The sequence below is a fragment of the Neolewinella sp. genome (assembly GCF_965214665.1).
Classification (GTDB): Bacteria; Bacteroidota; Bacteroidia; order Chitinophagales; family Saprospiraceae; genus Neolewinella.
Genome location: NZ_OZ243970.1, coordinates 459,765 through 475,418, shown reverse-complemented (window position 1 = coordinate 475,418; position 15,654 = coordinate 459,765). Strand labels below are relative to the sequence as shown.

The following is a 15,654-nucleotide window of genomic DNA, read 5'->3' as shown; positions in this document are numbered from 1 at the left end:
ACACCCCCCACCCTATGGCATCCTACTTCGACCAAATCCCCACCATCCAGTACGAAGGGCCCGAGAGCGATAACCCGCTGGCCTTCAAGTACTACCAAAAAGATAAAACGGTAGCCGGCAAGACCATGGCCGAGCACTTTAAGTTCGCCATGGCCTGGTGGCATACGTTACGTAATACGGGTGGCGATCCCTTCGGACCGGGTACGGCCGACTACCCCTGGCTGGGCGGTGACGATCCGGTACAGGAGGCAAGAAACGCCGTGGATGCCGGCTTCGAAATCCTCGAGAAGCTGGGGTTGGACTATTTCTGCTTCCACGATGTGGACCTGCTCGACGAGGCCGGCGCCGACCTGAATACCTACGCCAAACGCCTGGACCAAGTCAGCGACTACGTGAAGGAAAAGATGGGTGCGACGGGGAAAAAAGTCCTCTGGGGTACGGCGAATCTCTTCAGCCATCCCCGCTACATGAACGGAGCGAGTACGAATCCGGACTTCCGCGTCGTAGCCTACGCCGGGGCCCAGCTCAAAAATGCCATTGACACCACCATCAAGCTCGGTGGGAAGAACTATGTGTTCTGGGGCGGTCGCGAGGGCTACATGAGTCTACTGAATACCGACCTAAAGCGGGAGGTAGACCACCTGGCGCGTTTTCTAACCATGGCGCGCGATTACGCTCGTGGTCAGGGCTTTACGGGCACCTTCTTCATCGAACCCAAGCCCTTCGAACCCAGCAAGCACCAGTACGATTTCGACAGTGCCACCGTGGCCGGCTTCCTGCGACAGTACGATCTAATGGACGACTTTAAGCTCAACATAGAGGTCAATCACGCCACCCTGGCCCAGCACACCTTCGAGCACGAACTGGCCGTAGCCGCCAGCCAGGGCCTACTTGGTAGCATCGACGCCAACCGCGGCGACTACCAAAACGGCTGGGACACCGACCAGTTCCCCAACAGCGTACAGGAGCTGACGGAGGCGATGATTATCATTCTGCAGTCCGGCGGACTACAGGGCGGCGGGGTCAACTTCGACGCCAAGACGCGCCGTAATTCCACCGACCTTGAGGATATCTTCCATGCCCACATCGGCGGCATGGACGTATTTGCTCGCGCCCTACTGGCCGCCGACCGCGTGCTCACCAAGACTAAGTACAGCGACATGCGCCGCAAGCGCTACGCTACCTTCGATTCCGGCGATGGTAAAAAGTACGAGGAGGGGCAGCTCAGCCTGGAAGACCTCGCCCGCATCGGCCTATCCGGCGGAGAGCCCCCCATGACCAGCGGGCGGCAGGAGCGGTACGAGAATATCATCGCGCAGTACATGTAGTAGTGGCTTCGACTTCAGTCGTCAGGCTGCTGGGCGTATCTGGCAGCCTGGCGACTAAGTATGCTGCTCCAAGCGGACCGTCGAACATGTTGCCCGGCCAGCTGCTACACTAAGTATGAAGATCCTGACCCTTTTATCCCTTCTGTTTCTCGCCATCCCTTGTATGGCACAGGACAATCAAGCAGCTGAAGATGCGGGTGAGTCAATCGCCCGCATCGCCGAGCACATGCCGCTCATGCTAGCTAGCGACTGCCCGACGGACGCCCCCTACCCTTCCCGCAAGTCCTGTTCTGACCGTGCGATGCTCGAATACATCTACGGTAACCTAGAATTTCCTGCTGCCGCCAGCAGTCTCACCGGCCCGGCCAAAATGGCCGTTGTAAACTTCGTAGTCGAGGCCGACGGCAGCATCAGCAACGTAGAGGTATACCGCGATCCCGGTAATGGTATGGGAGCAGAGGCTGTCCGGCTAGTAGAACAAATGGCTCAGGAAACCAAGTGGAAACCTGCCATGCAGGAGGGGGAGCCCATCCGGTTACTGATGCAGATGCCGATTAAATTCTCGAAGCCGGAGTGAGGCCTAGGAGATCGCCGCACGAACACGCACTAGCTTAGTAAGTAAGGCCTCCAACTGATCCAGCGGCAGCATATTCGCCGCATCGCTCTTCGCCTCACTGGGGTTGGGGTGCGTCTCCAAAAATAAACCGTCTACCCCCACGGCCACGCCGGCTTTCGCGATCGTCTCGATCATGGCCGGTCGGCCACCCGTTACTCCGCTGGTCTGATTGGGCTGCTGAAGGCTGTGTGTGCAGTCAAGGATCACGGGTGAGCCGTATGACTGCATGGTCGGTATGCCCCGAAAGTCCACTATCAAATCGGTATACCCAAAGGTCACGCCGCGCTCGGTCAGCCACACTTGGTCGTTACCGCTATCGATCACCTTCTGCCGGGCGTGCTGCATGGCGGAGGGACTCAGGAATTGCCCTTTTTTGATGTTAACCACCTTGCCCGTTTCGGCGGCGGCGGTCAGCAGCGATGTCTGCCGGCTTAGAAATGCGGGTATTTGCAGCACATCGACGTACTCAGCGGCCATTGCAGCCTCCTCGTCGGCGTGGATGTCGGTCGTGGTTGGCAGGTCGAAGGTCTCGCCCACCTTGCGTAAAATCTTGAGCGCCTTCTCGTCACCAATACCCGAGAAGCTGTCGATGCGGCTGCGGTTAGCCTTGCGGTAGCTACCCTTGAAGATATAGGGGATATTCAGGCGGGTGGTCAGTTCCCTAATCCGTTCAGCGATGCGCAGGGCAAGGTCCTCGGCTTCAATGGCGCAGGGACCGGCAATGAGGAAGAAATTTGGGCTATCGGGTAGGTTCATGATAGGGGGTCAAGGCGTTAAGGAGTAAGGGGGTTAAGGGGGTCAGGTACCCGTGAGCTCCGTAAACTTGGATTTGACGCCGGCGGCTAGCTCCCGTGCGCGATCTTGGGTGCCGGCCTCGGCATAGACGCGGACGATCGGTTCGGTGTTAGAACCACGCAGGTGGACCCAACCGTCGGGAAAATCGAGCTTGAGGCCGTCGATATCGGTCTGCCGTACCTCGGGGTAGAGGGCTTCCATGGCTGACAGCGCCTCCGCTAGGTCGAGCCGAGGATCGAGGTCAAGCTTGTCCTTCACCATCTCGTAGTGAGTATAGCTGTCACGTAGCTCGTTGATGGTCTTTTTACTGGTGGCTAGGTGACTCAGGACGAGGGCCAGCCCAATGAGGCTATCGCGGCCGTAGTGCAGCCGGGGGTCGATGATCCCGCCGTTGCCCTCGCCGCCGATGGTGGCTCCAACAGCCTTCATCTTTTCCACCACGTTGACCTCACCGACGGCGGAGGCGTGGTAAGCCTGCCCGTACTTTTCAGCGATGTCAGCCAGGGCCCGGCTGCTGCTTAAATTACTCACCACCGGGCCAGGCTCGTGCTGTAGTACGTAGTCGGCTACCGTCACTAGGGTATACTCCTCGCCAATCCAGCGGCCGCCGGGGCCAACCAGGGCAAGTCGGTCTACGTCGGGGTCGACGGCAATGCCCAGGTCGGCGCCGCTGGTCTTCATCCGCTCGATTAGTCCGCTGAGGTTGGCGGGCAGCGGCTCGGGGTTGTGAGCGAACTGTCCGTTGAGGGTACCATTCATCACCTGGCAGCTTACGCCTAGCTTTGCGCAGAGCGGCGGGATGGAGATGGCTCCGACACTATTAACCGCGTCCAGCACTACGCTAAAGCCGGCCGCTTTGATCGCCTCGGTATGAACGAGGGGATGGGCGAGCACGGCGTCGATGTGGTCCTGCAGGGCGCGGTCATCGGTGGTCAGGGTGCCGATGTCATCTACGCCGGCGTAGGTGATGTTGCCCGACTGTACGCTAGCGATCAGGTCTTGCCCGGCCGCGTGGCTGATGAACTCGCCCTTATCATTCAGCAACTTCAGGGCATTGTACTCCTTCGGGTTGTGGCTGGCACTCAGGATGATGCCGCCGCCTGCGCCCCGGCTCACCACGGCCATTTCTACGGTGGGAGTAGTCGCTAGTCCGCAGTCAATCACGTCGATGCCCATGCTCTGTAGGGTGGCGGCGGTGAGCGCGGATACGACCGGTCCGGAGGGCCGTCCGTCACGCCCGATTACCACCTTACGCGCCGCACCGCTACGAATCAGCCAGTCGCCGTAGCCGGCCACGCTGCTGACAATATCTTCGGGGGTGAGGTTGCTGCCGGCCTGGCCGCCGATGGTGCCGCGGAAGCCGGAGATGGATTTGATTAGGGGCATGGGGAGGGGTTAGGGGGTCAAGGGGTTAGGGGGTCAAGGGGTTAGGGGGTCAAGGTACGGGGATGCTCGCTTTGCTCGGGGGGGTTGTTGAGTTGTCGGGTTGTTGAGTTGTCGGGTTGGTTGGGATGCTCGCTTCGCTCGTCTGGTGTGTCAACTAACGTTGCACCTGCGGCCCCGCCCCTTTGCTGTACGGGTAAGGTCTATCTTGTCCACCGTATTGACCCTTGATGTCATTGGGGTTCAGCGAACCGCAACACCTGCAACCCAACAACCCACAAACCCACAAACCCAACAACCCACAAACCCAACAACCCTCCCCCTTGCTAAACAACCCCCGCACCCTAAACGGCTGGGCACTCTTCGACTGGGCCAATTCCGCCTTCGCGCTGGTGATCACGACGGCGATCTTTCCGCCCTACTTCGAGGAGATGGTGGATGCGGAGTTTCGGGTGCTCGGACTGGACTTTACGAACAGCTCCTGGTTTGCCTACCTGATCACCTTCAGCTATCTGGTCATCGCGCTGCTCTCGCCACTGCTGAGTGGGATCGCCGATGTCGGGGGGCGGCGGAAGTGGTTTTTGCAAGGGTTTACAACAATGGGCGGGCTGGGCTGTATCAGTCTCTTCTTCTTCCACGGTATGGGGACGATGTGGCTGGGGAGCCTGGGCTTCGTGGTAGGCCTGATCGGCTTTGCCGGCGGATTGGTATTCTACAACAGTTTCCTACCGGTGATCGCCACCGAGGACCGGTACGACCGGCTGAGCGCGCGCGGCTTTGCGATGGGCTACATCGGTAGTGTACTATTGCTACTGCTCAACCTGGCTATGGTGCAGGCACCTAGCTGGTTCGGGCTGCCAGAGGAGGGAACGCTACGTATCCGGCTGGCTTTTTTGACGGTGGGGGTGTGGTGGCTGGTGTTTGCCTATATCTCGCTGTCGCGGCTACCTGACGATGTGCGGACTAAGGGCACCAGTCTGGCTGATATGGCGGCCGGCGGCTGGCGGGAGCTGCGGGGCGTGTGGACGCAGATGATCGACTACCCCCAGGCCAAGCGCTTTTTAATCGCTTTCTTTTGCTACTCCGCCGGGGTTCAGACGGTGATCTTCCTGGCCAGCATCTTCGCTAAGAAGGAACTGGGTTTCGAGACCGCCGAGCTTATCGTGGTCGTGCTCATTCTACAGATCGTGGCGATTGCGGGGGCCTACCTGGCCGCAAAACTGAGCGAGTGGCGGGGGAATAAGTTTGCGCTTTACTTCGAGCTCATCGTCTGGACGTCCATCTGCCTGCTGGCCTACTTCGTGAGCGGTAAGACGCAGTTTTACTTCATCGCCGGGGCCGTGGGGCTGGTGATGGGCGGGGTGCAGTCGCTGAGTCGGTCGACCTACGCCAAGGTGATCCCACAATCGGAAAGTGAGGAAGCGGCCCGTACCGATACCACCTCCTGGTTCAGCTTCTACGACGTGCTGGAAAAAGTGGCGATTGTGCTAGGCACCTTCATCTTCGGCTTTCTCGATGCCCTCACCGGGAGCATGCGGTTGAGTATTCTGATCCTCTCCGTTTTTTTCCTTTTAGGTATGGCGTTCCTTTCCCGCTTGCGGGTCACGCAAGTGGACTAGCCGATGCTCTTTTCCTCCCTGCTCTTCCTGTGGCTGGCGCTGCCCGTGGTTTGGGGAGGAAGCATACTGCTGCCCGGTCGCTGGCAGAATGCTTGGCTACTACTCACCAGTCTGCTGATCTATACCTGGGGCGGTGTGGGGTATACGTCTATTCTACTGCTCAGTATTGGGGGCAACTACCTGATCGGCCGCCGGCTCCCCCACCGTGGCTGGCTCACTTGCGGCGTCCTGTTCAATCTGCTGCTACTGGGCGTTTTCAAGTACGCTAACTTCTTTGTTCGCGAGGCTAGTGATCTGCTACAACTCGTGCAACTGCCGGCCTTCGAGCTGCCCCGCATCGCCCTACCCCTCGGCATCAGCTTTTACACCTTTCAGGCCATCAGCTACCTGGTTGACGTGCAGCGGCGTACGGTCAGCCCCCAGCGCAGCCTTCCCCGCCTGGGCCTATTCATCAGCTTTTTTCCTCAGCTCATCGCCGGGCCCATCGTACGCTACCATGAGATCGACGCCCAGATTGCCCACCGCACCCGGAGCTGGGACCAGACCAGCTACGGCCTCCAACGCTTCCTCATCGGCCTGACCAAAAAGGTGCTTATCGCCAACACCCTGGCCGGCGTCACGGAAGAAATCTTTGCCCTCGACTTCACTACGCTCGACACCTTCACCGCCTGGGCCGGGGCGCTACTCTACGCCGGACAGATCTACTACGACTTCAGCGGCTACTCCGACATGGCCATCGGGCTGGCTCTTCTGTTCGGCTTTCGCCTGCCGGAGAACTTCGATTTTCCCTACACCAGCCGCAGCATCCGGGAGTTCTGGCGGCGGTGGCACATCACGCTGGGGGCCTGGTTTCGCGACTATCTTTACATCCCCCTCGGGGGTAGCCGTCGGCACACTAGGCGCAATCTGCTCATTGTCTTCGTAGCCACAGGTGTTTGGCACGGCGCGGCCTGGAGCTTTCTACTCTGGGGGCTCTGGCACGGGCTGTTCATCGTGCTGGAGCGGCAGCGTTGGTGGCCCTTTCACCACTGGGTATATGCCTTTTTAGTCGTGTTACTGGGCTGGGTCCTGTTCCGTACCGAGAGCGTCATCCTTTCCCTACAGTACTACCGCGCTATGCTCGGCTTCAACCCCGGCGCTACCCCCTTCGACTGGTCCTTTTACTGGACCCGAGAGCTTACTGTCGTCTCCCTCGTCGCCGTATTTTTCGCCAGCAAACTTCCCCTCCACCTGAAAGTACACGCCAGGCAGTTAACGGGCGGGGCCGCCGGTGCAACGCTCTACGTACTGGCCCTGATCCTACTCTTCGTACTCTGCACCAACAGCCTGGTCAACAACTCCCTCAACCCCTTCATCTACTTCCGCTTCTGATGCAGGCTGCTCCCCTTCGCTACGGTCTACCGGTACTCTTTGGGGGGGTGCTCTTGCTGTGCGTACTAGACGGTCTGTTCCACTTCTTTCCTACCGTACCGAGCGTGGAGAACCGTGCGCCGGCTCAACTTCCACACTTCGATACCGACGATCCGGATGCCTACCCCCGTGACTGGGAGGCCTACTTCGAGGATCGCTTCCCGTGGCGCGGCCGTTTCCAGCGATTCAACGCCCGGCTACAGCGCATCACCAACGGCCGCTCCCCCCTTCCCGACCTGGTGGTGTTGGGAACAGACGACTGGTACTACAAAGGCGGTCTACAGCTCGATATCTACCGCGGAAAGCGCCGGTTCTCCCCCGCCGAACTGGCCGAGGTCACCGCCACCCTCAGCGCCCGCCGCGATAGCGTAGCCGCGCTCGGTGGGCGTTACGTCGTAGCCGTGGCACCGCTCAAACACCATATCTATCCCGGCCACCTACCGGACTACGTGCGGCCACTCAACCCGGACCACGCCACCCGGCAGCTGTACCGCGCGCTCGATGGTAGGGGTGTGGAGTACGTGGACCTCCACCAGGCACTCCGCACCTACGCCGACACGGCACAGCAGGAGGATCTCTACTACCGCACCGATCACCACTGGACGGTGAAGGCCGGCGTCGTGGCCGCTGCGGCCATCCAGCAGAGACTCGCCCCCTCCCACCAGCGCAGCACCGGCGCGCCGCCGCCCTACTACTACACGAGCCAGCCTACGGACGGTATGCTACTAGCCCAAATGGCAGGCCGGGCTCGCAAAGATCAGGAGACCTTCTACACCCTGCACCGCCACGGAGGGTGGTGGACCGAGGAGGTGCCGCGACCGGATATTGTGGCGCCGGCCGACTTCCCCTACCCCATGGAGTACGCCAAGCAGCGCCGACAAATCAACCCGGAGCTGCGCCGGTCGCTACCGAGCCTATTTGTTACGCGGGAGAGCTTCGGGGAGAATCTGTACCTTCCGCTAAGTGAGGCGTACGGAACCTCCTTCTGGCTTTTCGATGCGTGGCGGCACGGGCTGAACCTGGACGACTACCGACGGGAGGGCGGGGAGGTGTATCTGCAACTGGTGTGGGAAGGCTTCCTCTTCAACCTGCTACGGGAGCCGGCCGAAGATGGCAGGTGGTAGCGGCAAACCTGGCCGGCCGGCGGGGGTTAGCGTAAGCATGAGTACAGGAATGGAGATCGTAGCCAGCCGCAAAACCGCCCTGCTACTGGGTGCTACGGGCCTGGTGGGGCGGGAGCTGTTGAACCAGCTGCTGGAGCACAAAGCCTACAGCCGCGTGGTGGCACCTACCCGGCGCAAACTGCACCGTGAGAGCAAGAAGCTGCATAATCCGCTGATCGACTTTCGCAAACTGGACCGACAGCGGGACTTGTTCCGCTGCCACGATGTATTCATCGCGCTGGGTACCACCATCAAGAAGGCGGGGAGTAAGGAGGCCTTTCGGCGGGTAGACTATGACTACATCGTGCAGGCCGCGCAGCTGGCGCAGACCGGTGGGGCCAACCAGTGCCTGCTGGTGAGTGCGGCGGCGGCCGATAGCGAGAGCGCCTTTTTCTACAACCGGGTGAAGGGGGAAACGGAGGAAGCCATCACCCGCATGGATTTTTGGGCCATCCACCTCTTCCGCCCCGGGGTGCTGCTGGGCAAGCGTGCCGAACTGCGTATTGGCGAGAAGCTAGCCGCCGGGGTGAGTACCGTGCTGCGGCAGATCTCCCCCAAGCTGCTGGGTGAGTACAACCCGACGGATGCGCACGTCCTCGCCCGCAAAATGATCGAGGCGGCACAGACGATCTCCCCCGGCGTGCACTTTCACCGGGCGGAAGAACTGCTCTAGCTCATTCCTCCTCCTCCGCTTCGGTAGCGGATACCGGGGTCTTAGGGTAGGCGATCCGCAGGTGATGGGAGCTCTTAAGTACGGAGCGGAAGATGCGCCGCAGTACTTCTAGCTCCCGGAAGCTCAGCCGGCTCTGTTCAAGCTGGCCGGTGGTGAGCTTGCCGCGAATAATGTTGTCGATCAGATCGTAGAGTTCTTCCTCCGTAGGCTGCTTGAGCGACTTAGAAGCCGCCTCGACGCTGTCGGCAAGCATCAGCACGGTCTGCTCGCGGCTGGTGGGCAGTGGCCCATCGTACCGAAACTGCGGCTCGTCAACCTCCCGCTCCGGGTGGTCCTTGATGTGCTGGCGGTAAAAGTACTCGGCCCGGGTGGTGCCGTGGTGGGTACGGATAAAGTCGATGATCACCTCCGGCAACCCCGCCCCCCGGGCCAGTCGCACCCCCTCGGCCACGTGGTCGATGACGATCTTGGCACTCTCCAGGGCGGTGATACGGTCGTGGGGGTTGGGGCCGTTCTGGTTCTCAATGAAGTACTCCGGGTTCTTGAGCTTGCCGATGTCGTGGTAGAGGGCGGCGGTGCGCACCAGCAGGGAATTGATGCCGATCTCGCTGGCTACGCGCTCGGCCAGGTTGGCCACATTAAGGCTGTGCTGCCAGGTACCGGAGGCCTGGCGGGCCAGGCGCTCCAGCAGCGGCCGGTTCATGTCGTTCAGCTCGACCAGGGTAATCGGAGAGATGAGGCCAAAAAGACGTTCCAGGAGGGGAATGAGCGGATAGGCCAGTAGTACTAGGAACACATTGAGGGCCAGCCAGAGCAGGTCGAAGTAGTTCAGCGTAAGGAAGGTAGCCCCCTGCAGCAGCTGAATACCGATGTAGCCGAACAAGTAGTACACAAACAGGAGAAGTAAACTACTGAAGAAGCGCGACCAGTCACGCGTATCAATGTCCATGAAAATGACTACCACCCCGGCCATGATGCTCAGGAAGGTGAAGGGATAGCCCAGCGAGGTGAGAAAACTGGCGATGAGCACTACCGCCACGTGCGTAAAGAAGGCCAGTCGCTCCGTGAAGAAAATACGCATCACGATCGGCACGATGCAGAAGGGCACCATGTAGGCACTCCAGCCCGGGGCCAGCTCGATGGAACGAACCAGCAGGGCATAGATCAGCGGCCAAATCAGGATGAACACCAGGTTCTTACTGCGCACGTACACCAACGGAAAAAAGGTGCGTAGGTAAAGGAACAGCAGCAGAATGACCAGCCCCACCAGGATCGCGTAGCCCCCGATGACCGAAAAGTAGCTACTCGTACCCTGTAGGTTATCATTGTAGAGGCGCCGGTAACTGGCTAGCTTCTGGTAGACCGATTCCGAGATCACCTCCCCCTGCCGGACCAGCACCTCCTCTTGTTGTACCAGTCCGTCGAAGGGGCTCACCGATTGCAGGCTCTGCTCGCGCAGTCGGTTGGTAAGGCTGTCGTTGTAGAAGGTATTGTACTCGAGTTTATCCTCCAGCAGCGGCACGAGAAAGTCCGGGGCGGCCAGGCGGGTATACAGCAGGCTATCGGTGAGCCACTGACGGGCCCGGCCCGGGGTGGTGAACACCTGGCCGATGGTGCGGGTGGCCACCTCGCTGCCGTCTACGATCTGGATGACGGAGGCCATGCCCGAGCGGGCCTCGTCTTCGGTGCGCAGCCGTACAATGCCGCGCTGGTAGATGCGGTCGAGAATGCCCAGGCCATAAAGTCGGTGGGCTTCGGGCTGGGCGCGCAGTCCGGCGTAGGTCTCGCGGGCCTCGGCCGAATCAAGGGCGATACTAAAATCCTGAATGTAGGCCGCCCGGGCGCGGCGGGCCACCTCTGGATCGCGCCGGTATACGGGGGTCAGGTTTTCGATCACAGCCTGGCGGTCGCTTTCCAACCGCTCCTCCCGCTTCAAAATCGGGATGTCGTAGGGGGCTGACAGATCGGCGTACTGCCAGGTCCGATTGAGCTCGAACTGGTAGGGAAAGCTCAGGTTATTGGGGTAGAGCAGACTGATGAGCACCACGGCCGTGACCCCCAGCAGGATGCGCGGCAGGCGGCGGCTCCAGGCACTGCTGTGGGTCGATCCCTCCATGGCGGCGAAGTTAAACTTTTTCGCGCTTGAGCAACGACCTGCGGCCGTGTACGGAGCAGATCGGACAGTCGCGCATCCGGTGGCCGCGGGCCGGGCAGTGCTGCCGTCCGAAGAAGATGATCTGCAGGTGCAGTCGGTTCCAGCACGCGCGGGGGAAGAGCCGCTTAAGGTCGCGCTCCGTCTGCACCACGTTCTTGCCCGTGCTGAGCGCCCAGCGGTAGGCCAGCCGGTGGATGTGGGTATCGACCGGAAAGGCCGGTACCCCGAAGGCCTGTGACATGACCACGCTGGCCGTTTTATGGCCTACGCCGGGTAGCGCCTCTAGCTCCGCAAACGTGCGGGGCACCTGGCCCCCGTGCTCCTCATCGATCATGCGACTCAGCTCCTTGATCGCCTTACTCTTACCGGGGCTGAGTCCGCAGGGTTTTATGATCTCGCGGATGTCCTCCACCGGCAGGGTCTTCATCACCTCCGGCCGGTCGGTCACGGCCCAGAGGGTGGGGGTTACCAAATTGACGCGTTTGTCGGTGCACTGAGCGGAAAGCAGTACGGCTACCAGCAGGGTGTAGGGGTCGGTATGGTCCAGCGGTACGGGCACCTCGGGGTAAAGTTCCTCCAGGATACGCTGGATATCGGCGGCTTTCTGGGCTTTCGTCACGGCGGCAAAGGTAGGGACAGGCGTTGGACGCTTCAGGGCCAGGCGTTGGACGCTTTAAAGCGTCCAACGCCTAAACTGAACTTCCCACTTTCATTCCACATACATAATTAAACTAGCAACCAATGGCAGGCTTCACCATCAGCAGCAACCAGTTTATGGGCCAGGTCCCTCAGGAATGTCTTTACGATGGTATGGGCGTAGGTGGAATGAACCTCAGCCCCCAGCTCACCTGGCAAAACGTACCCACGAGCACCAAGAGTTTCATCCTGATCATCCACGATCCCCACGCCCCCACCCCGGCGGGCTTCACTCACTGGTGTGCCTTTAATATTCCGGGTGAGGTGACCTCGTTAGCCACGGGCGATAGCACCGAAGGAATGCCGGAAGGCACACTTCAGTGCGCGAATAGCTTCGGGGATTACCGCTACGACGGACCCGCGCCGCCCCCGGGTGATGCGGCCCACGCTTACCACCTTACGCTCTATGCCCTGGATGCAAAACTGGAGTTGACGGGGGCCGCCCCACCCCCTAAGGTAATCTTTATGGCGCAGCCGCATTTGCTGGCGAAGGCGGGCTTGGTGGCGTTTTATGGGCGGTAAAGGCTAATCTACCCACCGCCGCAGCAAATCCCCGTACGCATCGATTCGCCGGTCCCGAAAGAACGGCCAGATACGCCGTACCTGTGCCGTACGCTGCCGGTCCACCACCACCACCGCCACATCTTCCTCATCCTCTGGTGACCGGTGCAGGAACTCCCCCTGCGGCCCGGTCACAAAGCTGCTGCCCCAGAACTGGATGCCCTCGGTGACCTCACTCGGATCGGGCTCGAAACCCGTCCGGTTTACCGCTACTACGGGCAGACCGTTTGCCACGGCATGCCCGCGCTGCGAGATGATCCACGCCTCCCGCTGCCGCCCCCGCTCCGGCGCATCGTCGGCCAACTCGTAGCCGATGGCGGTGGGATAAATGAGTACCTCCGCACCCCCGAGTGCCATCAGCCGGGCCGCCTCCGGGTACCACTGATCCCAGCACACGAGTACGCCGAGCTTGCCCACGCTGGTCTGCACCGGCTTGAAGCCTAAATCACCCGGCGTGAAGTAGAACTTCTCGTAGTAGGCCGGATCGTCCGGGATGTGCATCTTCCGGTAGCGGCCTGCGATGCTGCCGTCGCGCTCGATCACAACGGCGGTATTGTAGCATAAGCCCGGTGCCCGGTTTTCGAATAGGCTTAGTACCAAGACAAGGTCGAGTTCCCTGGCTAGCTCCCCAAAATACTCCGTACTGGGCCCGGGTATGGTTTCCGCCTGGTCGAAGACCTCGGGGGCCTCGGTCTGGCAGAAGTAGAGGCCGGTGTGGAGCTCTTGCATAACCACCAGTTCCGCGCCAAGAGTCTTGCACCTGCGTATACCGGCTGCGCTCTTCTCTAGGTTCGCTGCTCGGTCGCCGGTGTTGGACTGCTGGACTAGGCCGATGTGTAGAGGCTTCATGACGCAAAGGTAACTACCCTTACTCCGCGTCGTACTCGTAGGGGAGCCGCTTTACGTCTTTGACCGTACTCAGCGTCATCAGGGTCTTGAGCCGCTCAATCTCGTCGATCTGCTGCAGGGTTTTGAAGAGAAGCCGCTCGTAGGTGGGGATGTCCTGGCAGATGATCTTGATCAGAAAATCCGCCTCGCCGGTGATGATGTAGCACTCGGTGATCTCCTCAATGTTCTGCACCTGCTCCAGGAAGTTCTCCCGGGCCTGGTTCTTGCGCCAGTCGAGACTGACCAGCACGAAGGTCTTCACCATGAGCCCGATGGCTTCTGGATTGACCTGCGCGTGGTAGCTCTGGATCACGTCGTTCTGCTCCAGCTTTTTGACCCGTTCCAGGGTGGGTGCCGGGCTGAGTCCGATGCGCTTGCTCAGGTCCAGGTTGGTAATCTTACTGTTGTCCTGGAGAATCCTTAGAATGCTCAGGTCGATCTTATCGAGTTTGTCAGACATAATGGCGCATGGCAGTGGTGTAGCGGCAAAGATAGCAGCACCAACAATTATTTCACAGTTTAGGCGAAATAAGTATTTTATTCGCCACCGCTGCCCCTACGGCCAAATTCCCAAACTGATGTAGTCGTTCGATATCTTGCTGATGGCCAGGGCGAAAGCTGCGGTACGCAGGTCCTTGATGCCCTCCTTAGACTTGTACAGGTCGTAGATGCCCTGGAAGCCGGTGATCATCGTTTCCTCTAACCCGGAGCGCACGAGGTCGATCTCGTCGGCCCCGTGGATGATCATCCCACGATCGCGCTCGCTGATCGCCTTGCCGGTCGTTTCCTCGATTTGCTGCACGATGCGCCGGTAGTTCTGCTCGTCGAACCGCTTCTGTAGCCGCCCGAAGCGCATGTGGCTCAGGTTCTTCAGCCACTCGAAGTAGCTCACGGTCACTCCCCCCGCGTTGAGGTAGATGTCGGGCAGCACCACGATGCCGCGCTGGGCCAGTACCTGCGATCCTCCGGCCGTAACCGGGCCGTTGGCTCCCTCGGCCACAATTTTCGCCCGTACGTTCGGTGCGTTGCGCTCGTCGATTTGATTTTCCAGTGCGGCCGGTACCAAGATGTCACATTCGAACTCCATGACGGAGCGCCGGTCATCTTTCCCGTACGCCTCTACCCCCGGGAAGGACAGAATGCTGCCGTGCTTCACCCGGTGCGCGATCACCTCGTGGATGTCGAAGCCCTCCGGACTATAGATGGCCCCCTCCACCTCGGAAACACCGATGATCTTTACGCCCCCCTCGTCCTGGCTGATGGTGGCCGTATGGGACCCCACGTTACCGAGCCCCTGCACGACCATGGTTTTTCCCTCGATGCCCAGGTTCAGTCCCAGCCGGTCCATCAGGTCCTGCTGATTACACGCCTCGCGGATGCCGTAGAACACCCCCCGCCCGGTAGCTTCCGTACGTCCTCGTACGCCATTCTGACTCACGGGTTTACCGGTCACACAGCCGGCCGCATTGATGTCATCGGGGTGAAAAGAGCGGTAGGTGTCGTAGATCCAGGCCATCTCCCGCGGTCCGGTGCCGTAGTCGGGCGCCGGCACGTCAATGGCCGGCCCGATAAATTTACGGCGGATCAGCTCCGTAGTGTAGCGCCGCGTAATTTTTTCCAGGTCCGCCTCGCTGTATTCCCAGGGGTTGATGCGCACCCCGCCCTTAGCCCCTCCGAAGGGCACATCTACGATGGCACACTTATAGGACATCAGCGTAGCCAGGGCCACCACCTCCTCCTGGTTCACGTGGTTGGAGTAGCGGATACCGCCCTTCGTGGGGCTGCGGTGGTGGGAGTGCTGGGCCCGGTAGGCCTCGATCACCTTCACCTCCCCGTCGATTTTGACCGGGAAGTAAATCTGGTACACGGAGTTGCAGACCTTTATCTGCTTCAGCAGGCCCTCGGGCAGGCCGGTGTGGGGAGCAGCATTGTCAAAGTACTGTCCCACACTATCTAAAAACGTCTTGTCAGGCATGATCGTCAATCTGGTTTTCAATATCGGTTAGGCGTCGGTCCAGCCGCCATAAGTACAGGGCCAGTCCGAGAAAAACAACGACAATAACCGCCACCACCACGTACATCTTCCCGATACTCCGCAGAAAGTCCGGGGCCACCGTCTCCTCTCCTCCCTGCGCGAACAGACAGAGGGCGGGGCCGCAGGTGCAGAGCAAAACGAGAAGGCAACGCAGCAGGCTGGGCATATCATCGGCTGGTTAGGCGCCACAATGTACGATGCGGTCTCCTGACCGCGCCGTTCGCCGCAGCCTCCGGCTGCGCAGCGCCCTCATCGAAAATCTAATCCCATTTGTCCAGTAACTCACCCCATCGAGCCCCCACCCACCGACCTTTACTCCTTAACTCCATAAC

Annotated in this window: 15 protein-coding genes; 7 read left to right on the top strand and 8 right to left on the bottom strand. The window is 60.3% G+C overall.

The features are described 5' to 3' along the window. Nucleotides 1–14 precede the first annotated feature (14 nt). Together xylA and ACOOHD_RS02385 are read left to right on the top strand one after the other, a co-directional pair. The gene (gene xylA, locus ACOOHD_RS02390; protein ID WP_420459965.1) at nt 15–1,328 is read left to right on the top strand and encodes a xylose isomerase; all 1,314 of its coding nucleotides are present in this window, start codon (nt 15–17) and stop codon (nt 1,326–1,328) included. Nucleotides 1,329–1,443: 115 nt separating this feature from the next. Continuing rightward, nucleotides 1,444–1,905, top strand: coding sequence for an energy transducer TonB (locus ACOOHD_RS02385; RefSeq protein WP_420459964.1), 462 nt, complete (start codon nt 1,444–1,446; stop codon nt 1,903–1,905). 3 nt (nt 1,906–1,908) lie between these two features. Here the strand turns inward: ACOOHD_RS02385 and kdsA are convergent, their stop codons facing one another. Next, nucleotides 1,909–2,700 carry a 3-deoxy-8-phosphooctulonate synthase gene (kdsA, locus tag ACOOHD_RS02380; RefSeq protein ID WP_420459963.1) on the bottom strand — a complete coding sequence of 264 codons (792 nt, stop codon included), beginning with the start codon at nt 2,698–2,700 and terminating at the stop codon, nt 1,909–1,911. Between the two features lie 42 nt (nt 2,701–2,742). Next, nucleotides 2,743–4,125, bottom strand: a complete 1,383-nt coding sequence (gene glmM, locus ACOOHD_RS02375) for a phosphoglucosamine mutase (RefSeq protein WP_420459962.1) — start codon at nt 4,123–4,125, stop codon at nt 2,743–2,745. Nucleotides 4,126–4,445: 320 nt separating this feature from the next. Here glmM and ACOOHD_RS02370 point away from each other — a divergent pair, with 320 nt between their 5' ends. From ACOOHD_RS02370 to ACOOHD_RS02355, 4 genes are read left to right on the top strand one after another with little or no spacing between them, the layout of a single operon-like run. Then, on the top strand, nt 4,446–5,741 hold the full coding sequence (locus tag ACOOHD_RS02370) for an MFS transporter (protein ID WP_420459961.1): 1,296 nt from the start codon (nt 4,446–4,448) through the stop codon (nt 5,739–5,741). 3 nt (nt 5,742–5,744) lie between these two features. Then, entirely contained in the window at nt 5,745–7,112 is a 1,368-nt protein-coding gene (locus ACOOHD_RS02365; protein ID WP_420459960.1) for an MBOAT family O-acyltransferase, read from the top strand. After that, nucleotides 7,112–8,275, top strand: a complete 1,164-nt coding sequence (locus ACOOHD_RS02360) for an alginate O-acetyltransferase AlgX-related protein (protein ID WP_420459959.1) — start codon at nt 7,112–7,114, stop codon at nt 8,273–8,275. The genes ACOOHD_RS02365 and ACOOHD_RS02360 overlap by 1 nt, the downstream gene beginning before the upstream one ends. Nucleotides 8,276–8,312: 37 nt before the next feature. Next, nucleotides 8,313–8,987, top strand: a complete 675-nt coding sequence (locus ACOOHD_RS02355) for an NAD-dependent epimerase/dehydratase family protein (RefSeq protein WP_420459958.1) — start codon at nt 8,313–8,315, stop codon at nt 8,985–8,987. Between the two features lies 1 nt (nt 8,988). Here the strand turns inward: ACOOHD_RS02355 and ACOOHD_RS02350 are convergent, their stop codons facing one another. Both ACOOHD_RS02350 and nth read right to left on the bottom strand, forming a co-directional pair. Beyond that, complete coding sequence (locus ACOOHD_RS02350; RefSeq protein ID WP_420459957.1) at nt 8,989–11,103, bottom strand: HD family phosphohydrolase; 2,115 nt, start codon at nt 11,101–11,103, stop codon at nt 8,989–8,991. A gap of 10 nt (nt 11,104–11,113) precedes the next feature. Beyond that, a complete protein-coding gene (gene nth, locus ACOOHD_RS02345) occupies nt 11,114–11,761 on the bottom strand; it encodes an endonuclease III (RefSeq protein ID WP_420459956.1) in 648 nt (215 codons plus the stop codon). 122 nt (nt 11,762–11,883) lie between these two features. Here nth and ACOOHD_RS02340 point away from each other — a divergent pair, with 122 nt between their 5' ends. Beyond that, nucleotides 11,884–12,360 carry a YbhB/YbcL family Raf kinase inhibitor-like protein gene (locus ACOOHD_RS02340; RefSeq protein ID WP_420459955.1) on the top strand — a complete coding sequence of 159 codons (477 nt, stop codon included), beginning with the start codon at nt 11,884–11,886 and terminating at the stop codon, nt 12,358–12,360. A gap of 3 nt (nt 12,361–12,363) precedes the next feature. Here ACOOHD_RS02340 and ACOOHD_RS02335 read toward each other — a convergent pair whose 3' ends face one another. From ACOOHD_RS02335 to ACOOHD_RS02320, 4 genes are all read right to left on the bottom strand, one after another. After that, on the bottom strand, nt 12,364–13,248 hold the full coding sequence (locus ACOOHD_RS02335; protein ID WP_420459954.1) for a carbon-nitrogen hydrolase: 885 nt from the start codon (nt 13,246–13,248) through the stop codon (nt 12,364–12,366). Between the two features lie 19 nt (nt 13,249–13,267). Further along, nucleotides 13,268–13,747, bottom strand: coding sequence for an Lrp/AsnC family transcriptional regulator (locus ACOOHD_RS02330; protein ID WP_420459953.1), 480 nt, complete (start codon nt 13,745–13,747; stop codon nt 13,268–13,270). Between the two features lie 96 nt (nt 13,748–13,843). Beyond that, nucleotides 13,844–15,262, bottom strand: coding sequence for a Glu/Leu/Phe/Val family dehydrogenase (locus tag ACOOHD_RS02325; RefSeq protein WP_420459952.1), 1,419 nt, complete (start codon nt 15,260–15,262; stop codon nt 13,844–13,846). Continuing rightward, entirely contained in the window at nt 15,255–15,488 is a 234-nt protein-coding gene (locus tag ACOOHD_RS02320; protein WP_420459951.1) for a CcmD family protein, read from the bottom strand. Before ACOOHD_RS02320 ends, ACOOHD_RS02325 begins: the two co-directional genes overlap by 8 nt. Nucleotides 15,489–15,654: the final 166 nt, after the last annotated feature.